Origin of the sequence: Sphaerimonospora mesophila (assembly GCF_001417795.1) — a bacterium.
GTDB lineage: Bacteria > Actinomycetota > Actinomycetes > Streptosporangiales > Streptosporangiaceae > Sphaerimonospora > Sphaerimonospora mesophila.
Genome location: NZ_BCBX01000031.1, coordinates 367,669 through 381,468, shown reverse-complemented (window position 1 = coordinate 381,468; position 13,800 = coordinate 367,669). Strand labels below are relative to the sequence as shown.

The 13,800-nt window shown below is 72.8% G+C and carries 17 protein-coding genes; 4 read left to right on the top strand and 13 right to left on the bottom strand.

What is annotated here, in order from left to right; translation table 11 throughout:
• Nucleotides 1-11: 11 nt before the first annotated feature.
• The 6 genes from AP234_RS06180 to AP234_RS06155 are packed head-to-tail and all read right to left on the bottom strand — an operon-like array spanning nt 12 to nt 4,685.
• Nucleotides 12-863, bottom strand: a complete 852-nt coding sequence (locus AP234_RS06180) for an urease accessory protein UreD (protein WP_152990268.1) — start codon at nt 861-863, stop codon at nt 12-14.
• On the bottom strand, nt 827-1,540 hold the full coding sequence (gene ureG, locus AP234_RS06175; RefSeq protein WP_083501820.1) for an urease accessory protein UreG: 714 nt from the start codon (nt 1,538-1,540) through the stop codon (nt 827-829). Before ureG ends, AP234_RS06180 begins: the two co-directional genes overlap by 37 nt.
• A complete protein-coding gene (locus tag AP234_RS06170; RefSeq protein WP_055478559.1) occupies nt 1,530-2,273 on the bottom strand; it encodes an urease accessory UreF family protein in 744 nt (247 codons plus the stop codon). Before AP234_RS06170 ends, ureG begins: the two co-directional genes overlap by 11 nt.
• Nucleotides 2,273-3,982, bottom strand: coding sequence for an urease subunit alpha (locus AP234_RS06165; protein ID WP_055478843.1), 1,710 nt, complete (start codon nt 3,980-3,982; stop codon nt 2,273-2,275). The genes AP234_RS06170 and AP234_RS06165 overlap by 1 nt, the downstream gene beginning before the upstream one ends.
• The gene (locus AP234_RS06160; protein WP_235557987.1) at nt 3,975-4,355 is read right to left on the bottom strand and encodes an urease subunit beta; all 381 of its coding nucleotides are present in this window, start codon (nt 4,353-4,355) and stop codon (nt 3,975-3,977) included. Before AP234_RS06160 ends, AP234_RS06165 begins: the two co-directional genes overlap by 8 nt.
• Before the next feature lie 27 nt (nt 4,356-4,382).
• Nucleotides 4,383-4,685, bottom strand: a complete 303-nt coding sequence (locus AP234_RS06155) for an urease subunit gamma (RefSeq protein WP_055478558.1) — start codon at nt 4,683-4,685, stop codon at nt 4,383-4,385.
• Between the two features lie 163 nt (nt 4,686-4,848).
• Between AP234_RS06155 and AP234_RS06150 the strand changes: the two genes are divergently transcribed.
• A complete protein-coding gene (locus AP234_RS06150; RefSeq protein ID WP_055478557.1) occupies nt 4,849-5,493 on the top strand; it encodes a YigZ family protein in 645 nt (214 codons plus the stop codon).
• 37 nt (nt 5,494-5,530) lie between these two features.
• On the opposite strand, the gene AP234_RS06145 is transcribed toward AP234_RS06150, so the two are convergent.
• Nucleotides 5,531-6,754 (bottom strand): isochorismate synthase, encoded by a 1,224-nt coding sequence (locus tag AP234_RS06145; RefSeq protein WP_055478556.1) that lies wholly within the window; start codon nt 6,752-6,754, stop codon nt 5,531-5,533.
• Nucleotides 6,755-6,904: 150 nt separating this feature from the next.
• Between AP234_RS06145 and AP234_RS06140 the strand changes: the two genes are divergently transcribed.
• Complete coding sequence (locus tag AP234_RS06140) at nt 6,905-7,777, top strand: SGNH/GDSL hydrolase family protein (RefSeq protein ID WP_235557986.1); 873 nt, start codon at nt 6,905-6,907, stop codon at nt 7,775-7,777.
• A gap of 22 nt (nt 7,778-7,799) precedes the next feature.
• Here AP234_RS06140 and AP234_RS06135 read toward each other — a convergent pair whose 3' ends face one another.
• Both AP234_RS06135 and AP234_RS06130 read right to left on the bottom strand, forming a co-directional pair.
• Entirely contained in the window at nt 7,800-8,405 is a 606-nt protein-coding gene (locus tag AP234_RS06135) for a response regulator (protein ID WP_055478555.1), read from the bottom strand.
• The gene (locus AP234_RS06130) at nt 8,402-9,526 is read right to left on the bottom strand and encodes a histidine kinase (protein WP_055478554.1); all 1,125 of its coding nucleotides are present in this window, start codon (nt 9,524-9,526) and stop codon (nt 8,402-8,404) included. Before AP234_RS06130 ends, AP234_RS06135 begins: the two co-directional genes overlap by 4 nt.
• Nucleotides 9,527-9,724: 198 nt before the next feature.
• Between AP234_RS06130 and AP234_RS06125 the strand changes: the two genes are divergently transcribed.
• Both AP234_RS06125 and AP234_RS06120 read left to right on the top strand, forming a co-directional pair.
• Entirely contained in the window at nt 9,725-10,267 is a 543-nt protein-coding gene (locus AP234_RS06125; protein WP_083501818.1) for an MOSC domain-containing protein, read from the top strand.
• A gap of 141 nt (nt 10,268-10,408) precedes the next feature.
• Nucleotides 10,409-10,786 carry a helix-turn-helix domain-containing protein gene (locus AP234_RS06120; RefSeq protein WP_083501817.1) on the top strand — a complete coding sequence of 126 codons (378 nt, stop codon included), beginning with the start codon at nt 10,409-10,411 and terminating at the stop codon, nt 10,784-10,786.
• Nucleotides 10,787-10,789: 3 nt separating this feature from the next.
• On the opposite strand, the gene AP234_RS06115 is transcribed toward AP234_RS06120, so the two are convergent.
• The 4 genes from AP234_RS06115 to AP234_RS06100 form a co-directional block, all read right to left on the bottom strand.
• Nucleotides 10,790-11,386, bottom strand: coding sequence for a ClpP family protease (locus AP234_RS06115; RefSeq protein ID WP_055478552.1), 597 nt, complete (start codon nt 11,384-11,386; stop codon nt 10,790-10,792).
• Complete coding sequence (locus tag AP234_RS06110) at nt 11,383-11,991, bottom strand: ClpP family protease (RefSeq protein ID WP_055478551.1); 609 nt, start codon at nt 11,989-11,991, stop codon at nt 11,383-11,385. Before AP234_RS06110 ends, AP234_RS06115 begins: the two co-directional genes overlap by 4 nt.
• A 90-nt stretch (nt 11,992-12,081) precedes the next feature.
• Nucleotides 12,082-12,807 carry an ABC transporter permease gene (locus AP234_RS06105; RefSeq protein ID WP_055478839.1) on the bottom strand — a complete coding sequence of 242 codons (726 nt, stop codon included), beginning with the start codon at nt 12,805-12,807 and terminating at the stop codon, nt 12,082-12,084.
• Nucleotides 12,807-13,721 carry an ABC transporter ATP-binding protein gene (locus tag AP234_RS06100; RefSeq protein WP_055478550.1) on the bottom strand — a complete coding sequence of 305 codons (915 nt, stop codon included), beginning with the start codon at nt 13,719-13,721 and terminating at the stop codon, nt 12,807-12,809. Before AP234_RS06100 ends, AP234_RS06105 begins: the two co-directional genes overlap by 1 nt.
• Nucleotides 13,722-13,800 lie beyond the last annotated feature (79 nt).

Genomic DNA, 13,800 nt, shown 5'->3' with positions numbered 1-13,800 from the left:
GTGACCTCGGATCAGCCGGGGCCTTTTCGATCGGGCCCGGACAGCAGCGCGTCCACCGCCGAGTCCAGCCGCCGCCGGAGCGTCGCCGAGTCCGGGGCGAGCGCGGTGAACGCGAGACCGGGGCCCGGCAGCGCGAACAGAGCCGTGTGCTCGTCGAGGCCGCCGGAGTGCGGGTGCCGTCCGGGCCGCGACTCCACAAGAGTCGCGTCGGCCAGCAGCACGGTGCCCGCGGCGTGCAGGCCCGCCGTGACGGCGGGTCCGTCCCAGCCGGGAGCCTCCGGCCCGACCACGAGTTCCTGGTCGTACAGCACGCGGCCGCCCGCCGTGGCGCGCAGGCGCTGACGAAGCGTGCCGGGCGTTTCGCCGTACCGGCCGAACAGGACCTCCTCCCGCAGCAGCAGACGGGAGTCATGATGCAGGGCGATCCGGATGTCGGTGCGGTGGCGGCAGCCGGCCGCCGGGACGACCGGCTGGGGCAGCCACACGAGCGTGCCCAGCGGGCCGACACGGATGTCGAACTCGGTCCGCGACTCCTCGTCGTACGGGCCGGGCAGCAGCAGCGTCGGGGAGACCTCGCCGAGCACGAGGGTGCTGCGAGCGCCGACGTCGACCTCCAGCCGCAGGCGGTCGCCGCCGAGCGGACCGGCGCCGCCCGCGACCAGATGGACCCAGGCGGCGGTGGCGTCGCGCCGGCTCCAGGCGGCGATCGGCGCCGACGCGCACGGGAGCGTACGGCGGAGCATGAGCGGCCAGGCGGAACGCAGCAGCCGGACGCGGGTGCCGGCCGGCGGATCGGGTTCTGTGGCCAGCCGCGCCGGCTCGGGGATCACCCGGCGTGGCCGGCCGCCGCCAGCCGTTCGCACACCCAGGCAGCGACCTCGTGCGCGGAGGGGTCGTGGACGAGGGACAGGAAGCAGACGGGGCGATCGCCGCGCCTGGCCCTGGCGTCGCGGGCCATCACGGAAAGATCGGCGCCCACTCGGTCGGCCAGGTCGGTCTTGTTGATCACCAGCAGGTCGGCGGAGGTGACGCCGGGACCGCCCTTGCGGGGCAGCTTGTCGCCTCCGGCGACGTCGAGGATGAAGATCTGGTGGTGGACCAGGCCGCGGCTGAAGGTGGCGGTGAGATTGTCCCCGCCGCTCTCGATCAGCAGCAGGTCGAGCGGCGGCAGCGTGCGGACGAGTTCGTCGACCGCCTCCAGGTTCGCGGAGATGTCGTCGCGGATGGCGGTGTGCGGGCAGCAGCCGGTCTGCACGGCGCGGATGCGCTCGGCGGGCAGGACGGCCTCGCGGAGCAGGAACTCGGCGTCTTCCGTGGTGTAGATGTCGTTGGTCACCACCGCCATCTCCAGCCGCCCGGCCAGGTGGCGGCACAGGGCGGCCACGAGCGCGGTCTTGCCCGACCCGACCGGGCCGCCGAGGCCGATCCGCAGTGGCCGGTCGGGCCCGGGCGGGCCGCCGGGACGGCCGCCGCCGTACGCGCGCTCTTCCGCACGGCGGTCCCCGGCGCGGCGGGACCGCCGGTCGTCGTCAGGACGCAAACAGACGCACCTCCCAGCGGGCGTGGGCTTCGGCGAAGACGTCGAGCAGCGGGGCGCCGGGGGAGGGCAACAGCTCGGGTGGTGCGAGCGCGTGCCCGGCCGCCGCATGGGCCAGCTCGTCCAGGTCCGGGGCGAGGCGGACGAGGATCGCGTGGACGGCGAAGGGGTCGAGGCCCAGCAGCCGGATCGCCGCGGTGGCCGGCCCGGTGACCGTCTCGTGCAGGGCCGCTGCCGCCGCCGCGCGGGGGGTGAGCCCGAGTGCGCGTGCGGTCGCGCCGAGCGCGATCGGCTGGTGCGGGCCGCCGGACGGGCCTTCGGCGAGTTCGCCGAGCCCGGGGTGCGGGCGCATGGCCAGCGCGGCGCGCAGGAGCTGACGGCCGAGCGTGCGCGAGGCGGCGCGCAGGGCGGGGGAGGGGATGCGCGCGTCGAGTTCGGCGTCCAGGAGGCCGAACGCGTCGTGCGGGCCGCCGGAGCCCTCACGCGGGGGGAACCGGGCGCAGGACGCGGCGGCGAAGGCGGCGGCGGTGGCTCCGCTGGTGGCGGCGCGGCCCGTCAGGAACGCGGCCAGGGTGGCGGTGTCGTGGACCAGGCCCGCGGCGGCCGCCGCCTCCAGCCCGCCCGAGTGCGCGTGGGCGCCGGACGGGTAGCGGCCGTCGGTCAGCAGCAGCAGCGTGGCGAGGCATGGCCGGCCGCCGCCGGGGTGGCCGGAGTCCGTCGCATGCCCGGCGTTCATCAGAACAGGAAGTATCGCTGGGTCATGGGCAGTTCCGTGGCCGGGGCGTGGTCCACCAGGCGGCCGTCGATGCGGACGCTGAAGGTGTCCGGGTCGACCTCGATGACGGGCAGCGCGTCGTTCTCCGGGAGGTCGGCCTTGGTCCGGCCGCGCATGTCCGTCACGGGGACGAGACGGCGTTCGACGGCGAGCCGGTCGGCCAGCCCGTCCTCGATCGCGGCCGGTGCGACGAACGCCACGCCGGTGGCGGCCGCCGCCCTGCTGTGCACGTTGTACCCGAGGCGCGGCAGCACCGGCTGCGGTGTGGGCACCGCCGCGTTGGGGTCGCCGAGCAGGGCGAGCGCGGCCATACCCGCCTTGTAGACGGCGGAGGGCCGCACCCCGAACAGGGCGGGCTCCCACAGCACCAGGTCGGCGAGCTTGCCCGGCTTGATCGAGCCGATCTCGTGCTCCAGGCCGTGGATCACCGCGGGGACGATGGTGTATTTGGCGACGTAGCGGCGGGCGCGGTGGTTGTCGGCGGGACCGTCCCCCGGCAGCGGCCCGCGCAGCCGTTTCATGACGTGCGCGGTCTGCCAGGTGCGGCGCACCACCTCCCCGAGCCGGCCCATCGCCTGGGCGTCGGACGACATGGCCGAGATGGCGCCCATGTCCTGAAGGATGTCCTCGGCGGCCATCGTCGAGGCGCGGACGCGGCTTTCCGCGAACGCCAGCTCGGCCGGGACGGCCGGATTCAGGTGATGGGCGATCAGGCAGATGTCGAGCTGCTCGCCTGGGGTGTTGACGGTGAAGGGCCGGGTCGGGGTGGTCGAGGACGGCAGCACGTTGGGCTCGCCCGCGATCCGGATGATGTCCGGGGCGTGCCCGCCCCCGGCGCCCTCGGTGTGGAAGGCGTGGAAGTTGCGGCCGGCCACGGTGCGCAGCAGATCCTCGACGAAGCCGGCCTCGTTGAGCGTGTCGCTGTGGATGGCGACCTGCACTCCGGCGGCCTCGGCCACGCTGAGGGCGGCGTCGATCACGGCGGGGGTGGCGCCCCAGTCCTCGTGGCACTTGAACCCGCCCATCCCGGAGCGTAGCTGCTCCCACAGCGCCTCCCGTGAGACCGTGGTGCCCCGGCCGAGGAACAGGACGTTGACCGGCCAGGGGTCGAACGCCTCCAGCATCCGCTCGACCCACCAGCCGGCCGGGGTGGCCAGCGCGGCCTTCGATCCCTCCGTCGGTCCGGTGCCGCCGCCGACCAGGGTGGTGGTGCCGGACTCCAGCGCCACCACCGACATGTCCGGAGACACGAAATGGACGTGGGTGTCGACCGTACCCGCCGTCATGATCTTCCCGTAGCCGCTGACGAGCTCGGTGGCAGGACCGACCACGAGATCCGGATGGACCCCGTCCATGATGTCGGGGTTGCCGCTTTTGCCGATCGCGGTGATCCGGCCGTCCCGCACCCCCACGTCGGCCTTGACGACCCCCCAGTGATCCAGGATCACCACCCCGGTGATCACCAGGTCGGGCGTGCCCTCGGCCCGGGGCGTGTGCGACTGTCCCTGCGACTCCCTGCCGGACTTGCCGCCGCCGAAGACCGTCTCGTCGCCGCCGACGCAACGGTCCTCCTCGATCTCGATGAACAGGTCGGTGTCGGCCAGGCGGATCCGGTCGCCGGTGATGGGCCCCAGGGACGCCGCGTACCGGCGCCGGTCGATCTCAGCCATCGAGCGCACCCCCGCACTCGCCGCGCAGCCCGCGCACGATCCGCCGGCCGCCCAGCGGGACGAGCTCCACCTCCACCGTCGTTCCCGGGTCGAACCGCACCATCGCACCGGCGAGGATGTTCAGCCGCCGCCCCCAGGCCAGGTCGCGGTCGAACCGCAGCGCAGGATTCGCCTCGGCGAAGTGATAGTGCGAGCCGACGCTGATCGGCCGATCCGCCGTGTTGGTCACGGTCATCGGCGTCACCGGGCGGCCGGCGTTGATCGTGACCGGTCCCGGGCCGTACACGATCTGACCCGGCGCCGTCTCCCGATCGCCGGAGTCGGCGCCGGGCTGCACCAGCCCGAGCATCCGCCCCAGTCCCGACGCGGGCATGAGCCCCTCCCTACCCGGCCCCGAGGCTCACCGGATCGGCTCCTGCACCGCGATCAGCTTGGTGCCGTCGGGGAAGGTGGCCTCCACCTGCACCTGGCTCAGCATCTCGGGGACCCCGTCCATCACCTCGTCGCGCCGCAGCAGACCCCGCCCGGCCTCCTCCAGGTCGGCCTTGGTACGCCCGTCACGGGCGCCTTCGAGGAGGAACGAGGCGATGAGCGCGGTCGCCTCGGGGAGGTTCAGCCTGAGCCCCCGTTCCCTGCGCTCCTGGGCGAGCCTGGCCGCCGTGTAGATCATCAGCCGTTCGCGCTCCGGCAGACTGAGGAGCATCGCGTCCTCCCCGCTTCGCCCGGGAGACCGCCCGTGCCTCCCGCCCGCGCGGCGCCCACGACACGTGGGGCCGTCACGCTCGCCCTACCCCCGGGCGGGACGGACAACCACGTCGGCGGGACGGGCGGCGATCTCGGATGCCGCTCCAAGTAGCCTGGGCGTCGTGGCCGAGCCGTACCTGACGATCAAGAACACCATCGAGCACGAGACCGAGGTCCGCCGTTCGCGGTTCATCTGCGCGATCGCGCCGGTGGAGACCGAGGAGGCCGCGCGGGAGTTCATCGCCGAGCGCAGGCGGCGGTACGCCGACGCCACGCACAACTGCACGGCGTACGTCATCGGGCCGGACCTGCGCAAGGCCGACGACGACGGCGAGCCCGGGGGCACGGCGGGCACGCCGATGCTGGAGATGCTCACCCGGCGCGGCTTCGCCGACGTCGTGGCCGTGGTCACCCGCTACTTCGGCGGCGTGCTGCTGGGCGCCGGGGGACTGGCCCGCGCGTACGGCGGCGCGGTGGGGGAGACGCTCGACCGGGCCGAGAGCGTCGAGATGGTCCCGGCGACCGTCGCCGCCGTGACGATCGACCACGCGCACGCCGGGCGGCTGGAGAACGATCTGCGCGCCTCGCCGTACCCGCTGCGCGGCGTGGACTACGGCGCGCGCGTCACGTTCGAGGTCGCGGTGGCCTGCGACGCGATGCCCGGCTTCGAGGAGTGGCTGGCCACCGCGACCGCCGGCCGCGCCGATGTCCGTTCCGGCGGCACGACCCATCTGGCCCGGGCGCGAGGCCGTACGGCGCCGCGCTGATCCCCCCGGGGCGGCTCCGGTGTGGTGGGCCGGTCGCTCAGCCTTCCAGGGCGTACCGCATGACGCGGAACTTCGCCCGGGCCTCGGCGAGCTCGGCGGCCGGGTCCGACCCGGCCATGATGCCGCAGCCGGCGAACAGCCGGGCGCGGCGGCCGGAGATCTGCGCGCAGCGCAGCGCGATGCCCCACTCGCCGTCGCCCCTGGAGTCGATCCAGCCGACGGGGCCCGAATAGCCGGCACGCTCCATGCCCTCCAGCTCCCGGATGACGCGCAGGGCCGCCCCGGTGGGAGTGCCGCCGACGGCGGCCGTCGGGTGCATGGCGGCCACCACGTCGAGCACGGAGGCGCCGTCCGACAGCCGCCCGGTGACCCGGCTGGCCAGGTGCTGCACGTTCGGCAGCATCAGCAGTTCCGGCCGCGCCGGGACGTCGAGCGTTGAGCACAGGGGGGCCAGGGCATCACGGACGGAGGCGACGGCGCAGGCGTGTTCGTGGCGGTCCTTGCCCGAGGCGTACAGCGCGGCGCCGCGGGAGGCGTCCTCGGCCGGTCCCGAGCCGCGTTCCGTCGTGCCCGCGAGGACCAGCGACTCGATCGACCGGCCGGTGTGCCGGATCAGCAGCTCGGGCGTCGCCCCGGTCAGTCCGTCCACGCTGAACGTGTAGCACTCGGGATAGCGGGCGGTGAGCCGCGACAGCAGCACCCGGATGTCGATGTCGCGCTCGGCGACGGCGACGAGGTCGCGGGCGAGCACCACCTTGTCCAGTTCGCCGCCCCTGATCCTGTGTACGGCCCTGGCCACGGCCTGCTTCCACTCCGGGACGGTCAGCGTGCCGTCGCCGTACCGGATGCGGCCCGGCCCGACGCGCGGGGTCACCGGCGCGGACGAGGTCTCGCCGATCGTGGTGAGCCAGGCCCGGCCGTCCCTGCGGGCGAGCACGACACGGGGGACGACCAGCGTGGACCCGGCCGCGTCGCCGTCGAAGGTGAACGAGCCGAACGCCACGGGTCCCGAGCCGGGCACGTCGACCTCGTCGTCGATGTGGGCGAGGTCGAAGAGCGAGCCGAGCCACTCCCTGGCCCGGTCGAAACGTTCCGGGCCCGGTGGGATCACCGTGCGTGCCGCCTCTCCCCAGCCGACCAGACCCTCGCCGTGCCTGATCCAGGCGTACGGCATGACATCCGGCAGGCGGGTAACAAGATCGCCAGGATCGCTCACCGCGACCGTGCGAACCACGAGGGGGCGGATAAGGGCGACACTCACTCAATTCACTTTACGCACGATCTGAACGTGGTTCGTCCCGGACCCCCGGCGGCGGGTCACCCGTCAGGTCTGAGTTGCTTCTGTCAAGTGTCGATAGGAACTCGGTCAGGGAATCGGCGGATTCCGCGAAGGAGATGGAGCGCGTCCACGGTGATCCCTACCTTGGGTCACCCGGAGGTGTTCATGATCAAGAAGATCACGTCGGTCCTGGCCTTTTCCGTGCTGCTCGCGCCGGGGACGGCCCACGCCGGGCGTCCGCGGGCGGCGGCGCCGCCCGCGCCGCCCAGGGTGCTGGCGGCGCTGGGAGACTCGATCAGCGCGGGGTTCAACGCGTGCGGCTGGTACGTCCCGTGCACATCGCGGTCGTGGTCGTCCGGGGACGGCTCCGAGGTGAACAGCCACTACCTGCGCCTGCTCGCGCTCGCGCCGGGGCTGAAGGGGCACAACCTCAACTTCGCGGTGCCCGGGGCGACCAGCGCCGATCTGCCCGAGCAGGCCCGGCGGGCGGCCGACGGCGGGGCCGACTACGTCACGATCCTCGTGGGCGCGCAGGACGTGTGCACGGAGTCGCCGGAGGTCATGACCCCCGTCGACACCTACCGGCGCCGGATCGACGAGGCCCTCGACGTGCTGCGGCCGACGGGGGCGCGGGTCTTCATCGCGAGCATCCCGGACCTGAAGCGGCTCTGGCGGATCGGCAAGGACGACCGCTGGGCCCGCGCGTTCTGGACGATCGGCCGGACCTGCCAGTCGATGCTGGCCAACCCGGAGTCCATGGCGAAGGAGGATCAGGCCAGGCGCGACGAGGTGCGCGACCGGGTGATGGACTACAACGAGCAGCTCCGGCAGGCCTGCCGGCGGTACGGCCCGGCCTGCCGCTACGACGGCGGCGCCGTCTTCGCCTTCCCCTTCACGCTCAAGCTGGTGAGCGGCTGGGACTTCTTCCATCCCAACGAGGCCGGTCAGCGGGCGCTCGCCCGGGTCACCTTCGCCGCCGGCTTCTTCGCGGATGCGAAGGCGTGACCGCCGTGCCGGCGGGCGGCGGTCACAACCAGCCGTGGTGGCGGGCCGTCCTGGCCGCCTCGATCCGGTTGCGGGTGCCGGTCTTGCCGATCGCCGAGGACAGGTAGTTGCGCACGGTGCTCTCCGACAGGTGGAGCCGGGCGGCGATGTCGGCGATGGTCGATCCGTCGGCGGCGGCGGACAGCACGTCACGCTCCCGGCCGGTCAGCGGACTCGGCCCGGTGCTGAGCGCGGCCGCGGCGAGCGCGGGGTCGACGACCCGTTCGCCCCGTAGCACCCGGCGGATCGCGCCGGCCAGCTCCTCGACCGGGCCGTCCTTCACGAGGAACCCCCGGGCCCCCGCCTCCATGGCCCGGCGCAGATATCCCGGCCGCCCGAACGTGGTGAGGATCAGCACCCGGCATGAGGGCAGCCGCTCCCGTAGCTCGGCGGCGGCCGCGAGCCCGTCGCGGCCCGGCATCTCGATGTCGAGCAGCGCCACGTCGGGCCGGGTCGCCAGGGCGGCGGCCGCCACCTCCTCGCCGGAGGAGACCTGGGCGACGACCTCGATGTCGTCTTCGAGGCCGAGCAGCAGGGCCAGGGCGCCGCGCATCATGCCCTGATCTTCGGCCAGCAGCACCCTGATCACGTCTCGTCCTCCCCGCGCGGGACCGTCACACGCAGCAGAAAGCCCCGGCCGGGCAGCCGGTCGGCCGCCAGCCTGCCGCCGAGCGCGGTCACCCGCTCCCGGAGGCCGGCCAGCCCGTTGCCCCGGACCCGGCCCCGGCCGGGCCCGCCGCCGTCGTCGCGGATCTCCAGCACGAGATCGTCGCCCTCGCGCAGCTCGACCGCGCAGGTGGCGGCGCCGCTGTGCCGGATGACGTTGGTGACGCCTTCTCGTACGGCCCAGCCCAGCAGGGCGTCGGTCTCCGGCGTGAGCACCGCGGCCGGGACGCGGACGTCGGCGGCGATGCCGGCGTCGGCCAGCGCCGTACGGGCGGAGTCGAGCTCCGCGGCCAGGCCACGCCCCCGGTAGCCGGTGACGGCTGCCCGCACCTCGGTCAGCGCCTGCCGCCCGATCCGCTCGATGTCGGCGGCCTGCTCCGCCGCCGCCTCACCGTCGCGAAGGGCCAGGCGGCCTACGGCCTCCGCCTTCACGACCATGACCGACAGCGTGTGGCCGAGCAGGTCGTGCAGATCGCGGGCGAAGCGCAGCCGCTCCTCGGCGACCGCGGCCCGGGCCAGGTCCTCGCGGGTGTGCTGGAGCTCACGGATCGCCTCCCACAGCCTGATCATGATTGCCGGGACGATGCCCGACATGAAGATCCCCCACACCAGGGTCAGCGAGTCACCCGGCGGCGAACCGGAGCTCAGCCGGACGGCCAGGCCGGCGGCCACGATGACGAGCAGCGCGGCCGGCAGCTCCCGGCCGCGCACCGCCGTCCCCGTCGCGACGGCCAGCATGATCAGCGAATAGGACCAGTTCTCACCGAAGGCGGCCGTCCCGGCGATCGTGACGACGGCCAGCGCGGGCAGCGCCCGCCACTGGGCGTGCCGCCGCCATCGGCCGGAGAAGGCGAGGGTCACGGTGACCAGATAGAGCGCGACCGCCGCGATCACCCCGGGCACGGCGAGCCACAGCGGCTGCGACCGCCCGTGCACGATGTCCCACACCGGACCGGCCGCCAGGACGGTCATCCAATACATGCCCTTCGCGTCGGGGCCACGTTCGCCCTCCCGCAGCGGGTTCAGCCATTCTGCGCGATCCATCGCCTCAGAGGATTTCACGCCGGACGACCGCCGGGAGTTGCCCGCGTGGATGGTTGACAGTGGGCGAGCGATCTCCCCAGGTCACCCTGCGGGTCGAGCCCGCCGGCCCCAGCGGCGGCTGGTGACCCCTTGCCCGCGGCAATCGTCCGATTAGTCTTGGTTGTGATGGATCATCACGATGCAGGGGGGCTCCGCGATATGGGCGGGACAGTGCGGGCGGTCAGCAGCAGTGGCGAATACACGTTCACCAAGCCGAATCGGAGCAGCATCACGTTACTCGCGGGGATCGGCGTGGAGGGGGACGTGCACGCCGGTGTGACGGTGAAGCATCGCTCTCGCGTCGCGAAGGACCCCACCCAGCCCAACCTCCGTCAGGTCCACCTCATCCACGAGGAGCTCTTCGCCGAGGTCGGCGGGAAGGGATTCCGGGTGGCGCCGGGCGAGCTCGGGGAGAACATCACCACCAGCGGAATCGACCTGCTCGGTCTGCCCGTGGGCACCCTGTTGCGCTTCGGGGACCAAGCGGTCGTGGAGGTCACCGGTCTGCGCAACCCCTGCGGGCAGATCGACGGCTTCCAGAACGGACTGCTGAAGGAGGTCGTCGGCCGGGACGAGGACGGCAACGTCGTCCGCAAGGCCGGGATCATGGGCGTCGTGCGCAAGGGCGGCGTGGTGCGGCCCGGCGACGCGATCGAGGTCGAGCTGCCCGCCGAACCGCACCGGCCCCTCGACCGGGTCTGACCGGCCCGCGCCACGCCGTACGGCAGGCCCGGCCGCGAACCCGGGTGCGGCCAAGGGCGGAGCGCCCCCCGTGCGACCCCGCCCGCTCCTCTGTCCGCGAACAGCGGCCCGGCGGAGATATCGGCGTGCCACACTGCCGGTATGGCAGCCTCGGACCGATCAGTGATCATCGACATCCGGACCCGCCGGGCCGGTGGGAAGCACGGTCCCGAGATATCCGACGGCGCCGATCCGCTGCTGCGCAAGGTCTACGGGCAGATCCTCCGCGACGAGCGGCTGGACCAGGACCGCACGCTCGACGACGTGGCGCGTGCGGTCGGCATGTCCAAGCAGTATCTGTCGGAGGTCGAGCGCGGTCGCAAGGAGCCGTCGTCGGAGATGCTCCGTTCGGTGTGCGACGCGCTCGAGCTGCCGATCGAGCACCTGCTCACCCGCGCCGTCCGGCGGATCACGGCATCGCGCCGGATCGCGACCCGCAGGCCGTCCGGGGCGCCGCGGGTGGAGCTGCTGGCGGCGTGAGCGCTACACCGGCTCGCGTGTGGTGATCAGCTCGTCGGCCAGGCCGTACTCGACGGCCTCACGGGCGTCGAAGACCCGATCACGGGCGGTGTCCCTGCGCAGCCGGGCGACGTCGACCCCGGTGTGGGCGCTGAGGATCTCCTCGGTCTGCGCGCGCACCCGCATCACCTCGGCCGCCTGCAGGGCCAGATCGGAGATGGTGCCCTGACCCTGCGTGTACGGCTGGTGCAGCAGCACACGGGAGTGGGCGAGCATGAACCGCCGCCCGGGCGCGCCGGCGGCGAGCAGCACAGCGGCGGCCGAGGCCGCCTGGCCCATGCAGTAGGTCGCGACCTTCGCCCGCAGGAACCGCATGGTGTCGTAGATGGCGAGCATCGCCGTCAACGATCCGCCGGGGGAGTTGATGTAGAGGTTGATCTCCTGGTCGGGGCTCTCCGCCTCCAGATGGAGCAGCTGCGCCATCACGACGTTCGCGACGCCGTCGTCGATCTCGGTGCCGAGGAAGACGATCCGCTCGTTGAGCAGCCGGCTGAAGACGTCGAACGACCGCTCCCCGACGGGGGTCCGCTCGACCACGTACGGGATCATGTACTGGCTCATGACGAGAACCCCATCGGGTTGGGCGCCGCGTACGGCGCGAGGCTGTGGAAGGAGTCGACGATCTCGTCGATGATCCCGTAGTCGCGGGCCTGCTCCGGGGTGAACCAGCGGTCCCGGTCACTGTCGGCGGCGATCTCCTCGACCGTGCGTCCGGTCTCCGCCGCCAGGATCTCCTCGGACTGCCGCTTCATGTACTCGAGGTTCTCGGACTGGATCGCGATGTCGATCGCCGTGCCGCCGATGCCGGCCGACGGCTGGTGCATCATGATCCGGCTGTGCGCGAGGCTGATCCGCTTGCCGTGGGTGCCGGAGGCCAGCAGCACCTGCCCCATGCTCGCCGCGAACCCCAGCGCGACGGTGACCACGTCGTTCGGGACCAGCTTCATCGTGTCGTAGATCGCCAGCCCGGCCGACACCGACCCTCCGGGCGAATTGATGTACAGGATGATGTCGCGCTCGGAGTCCGCTGTGGCCAGCAGCACCATCTCGGCGCACGCCCGCTCGGCCATCTCGTCGTCGACCTCTCCGGTCAACAGCAGGGTCCGCTGCTGGAACAGCTTCTCGTTCAGCCGATCTCGGTAGCTCATGCTCGGTGAAACACGCATGCCGCCTTTGTACGCGCCGCGTACCCGCCGCCCGCCGATATGTCTGCTGAGGGCAGATCGGGAGGCCGTCGCCCGCGGCTTTCGCCGGCGTCAGCCGGTCCGGCCGGCGCGGCGGTAGCCGTACATCGCGTAGAGGCCGAAGACGACCAGCCAGACGGTCAGCATGGCGACCTCGCGCGCCCCGGGGGCCGCTCCGAACGCGACGTGCCAGGACAGAGACGCGTAGCCGTTGGACGGGGTCCACTCGGCGAGGGCGCGCAGCCAGGACGGGAACCCGCTGACCGGCACCCACAGCCCGCCCACGATGGACAGGACGAGCATGGTCATGAGGTTGGCCATGGCCGCGCTCTGGCCGGTCAGCCGGTAGCCGTTGCCGAGGCCGAGCAGCGAGAACGGGATCGTTCCCGCCCACAACAGCACCACGATGGCCAGCCACCGCCCGGGCGTGAGCGTGACGTGGTTGACCAGCGCCCCGGTGAGCAGCACGGCGGCGATGCCCGGCACGACCCCGACGGCGCCGGTGACGACCTTGCCGGCGATCACCTGGGCCGGGGTCAGCGGGGTGAGGCGGAGCCGGCGCAGCCATCCGGCCGCGCGGTCCTCGGCGATGCCGCTGCCGTTGTTGAACGCGGCGCCGAGCCCGCCGTAGGCCGCCATGCTCACCATCGTGTAGATCGCGGCGTCGTGCTCGTCGCCGGGGGCCAGGCCGAGGTCGGTGAACACGAGGTACATGACGACGGGCATGATCAGGCCGAAGACGACGTAGCCGCCGTCGCGGGCGGTTCTGATCAGCTCAAACCGGATATATCCCAGCATCACATGGTCTCCTCGGCGATGGGGGCGTCTTCCGTGGTGAGGGCGACGAAGGCGTCCTCCAGGTCGGCGGGGGTCACCTCGAGGTTCCGTACGGCTCCCGCCTGCGCGAGGGCCATCACGGTCGCGTCGGGGTCGGCGCTGCGCAGGTGCGCGCGATCGCCCCGGATGTCCAGGTGGCGCACCCCGGGGAGCGCGGAGAGCCAGGCCGTCTCACCGGTCACGGTCACGCTCACGGTCGTCAGCGCCACCACCCGCTTGATCTCGTCGCTGGTGCCGTCCGCGATGACGCGGCCGCGGCCGACCACGATGACCCGGTCGGATCGTTCGTCGGCCTCGTCCAGATAGTGGGTGGAGAAGAGGATGGTCTTGCCCTGGCCGGCCAGGTCGCGCATGCCGTCCCAGAACTCCCGCCTGGCCGTGACGTCCAGGGCCGCCGTCGGTTCGTCGAGGACGACGAGATCGGGGTCGCCGACGACGGCGGTGGCGAACCGCACGCGCTGGGCCTGGCCGCCGGACAGCCTGTCCACCCGCCGATCGCGCAGCTGGGTGATCTGCGCGAGTCGGAGGACCCGGTCGAGCGGCAGCGGTGCGGGGTAGGTGCCGGCCACGAAGGAGAGCAGCTCGCGTACGGTGACCCGCCCGATCAGGCCGCCCTCCTGCGGCATCGCGCCCACCAGGCCCTGCCGTACGGCCTGGACAGGGTCGCGGCCGAACAGGGCGGCGCGTCCGGAGTCGGGCGCCAGCAGGCCGAGCAGCAGACCGATCGTCGTGGATTTGCCCGCTCCGTTCGGGCCGAGCAGGGCGACCGTCTGACCGCGGGGGATGGTGAGCGTGATCCCGTCGACGGCGCGTACCGGACCGAAGTTCCTGGTCACAGAGGAGAGCAGCACGGCCGGGCTTTCGTCGCTTCGCATACTGGAAACGGTAGGAACCGGCCGCTCGCCCGGGTAGATCGATCGATCCGCTCTCCGGCAGGACATTTGTCCTGCCGGA

Bases quoted from the DNA above. Each gene is read 5' to 3' on its own strand.
- AP234_RS06170 (WP_055478559.1), bottom strand. From the start codon at position 2,273: ATGAACGCCGGGCATGCGACGGACTCCGGCCACCCCGGCGGCGGCCGG.
- AP234_RS06165 (WP_055478843.1), bottom strand. From the start codon at position 3,982: ATGGCTGAGATCGACCGGCGCCGGTACGCGGCGTCCCTGGGGCCCATC.
- AP234_RS06160 (WP_235557987.1), bottom strand. From the start codon at position 4,355: ATGCCCGCGTCGGGACTGGGGCGGATGCTCGGGCTGGTGCAGCCCGGC.
- AP234_RS06155 (WP_055478558.1), bottom strand. From the start codon at position 4,685: ATGCTCCTCAGTCTGCCGGAGCGCGAACGGCTGATGATCTACACGGCG.
- AP234_RS06130 (WP_055478554.1), bottom strand. From the start codon at position 9,526: ATGGATCGCGCAGAATGGCTGAACCCGCTGCGGGAGGGCGAACGTGGC.
- AP234_RS06125 (WP_083501818.1), top strand. From the start codon at position 9,725: ATGGGCGGGACAGTGCGGGCGGTCAGCAGCAGTGGCGAATACACGTTC.
- AP234_RS06120 (WP_083501817.1), top strand. From the start codon at position 10,409: ATGGCAGCCTCGGACCGATCAGTGATCATCGACATCCGGACCCGCCGG.
- AP234_RS06115 (WP_055478552.1), bottom strand. From the start codon at position 11,386: ATGAGCCAGTACATGATCCCGTACGTGGTCGAGCGGACCCCCGTCGGG.
- AP234_RS06110 (WP_055478551.1), bottom strand. From the start codon at position 11,991: ATGCGTGTTTCACCGAGCATGAGCTACCGAGATCGGCTGAACGAGAAG.
- AP234_RS06105 (WP_055478839.1), bottom strand. From the start codon at position 12,807: ATGCTGGGATATATCCGGTTTGAGCTGATCAGAACCGCCCGCGACGGC.
- AP234_RS06100 (WP_055478550.1), bottom strand. From the start codon at position 13,721: ATGCGAAGCGACGAAAGCCCGGCCGTGCTGCTCTCCTCTGTGACCAGG.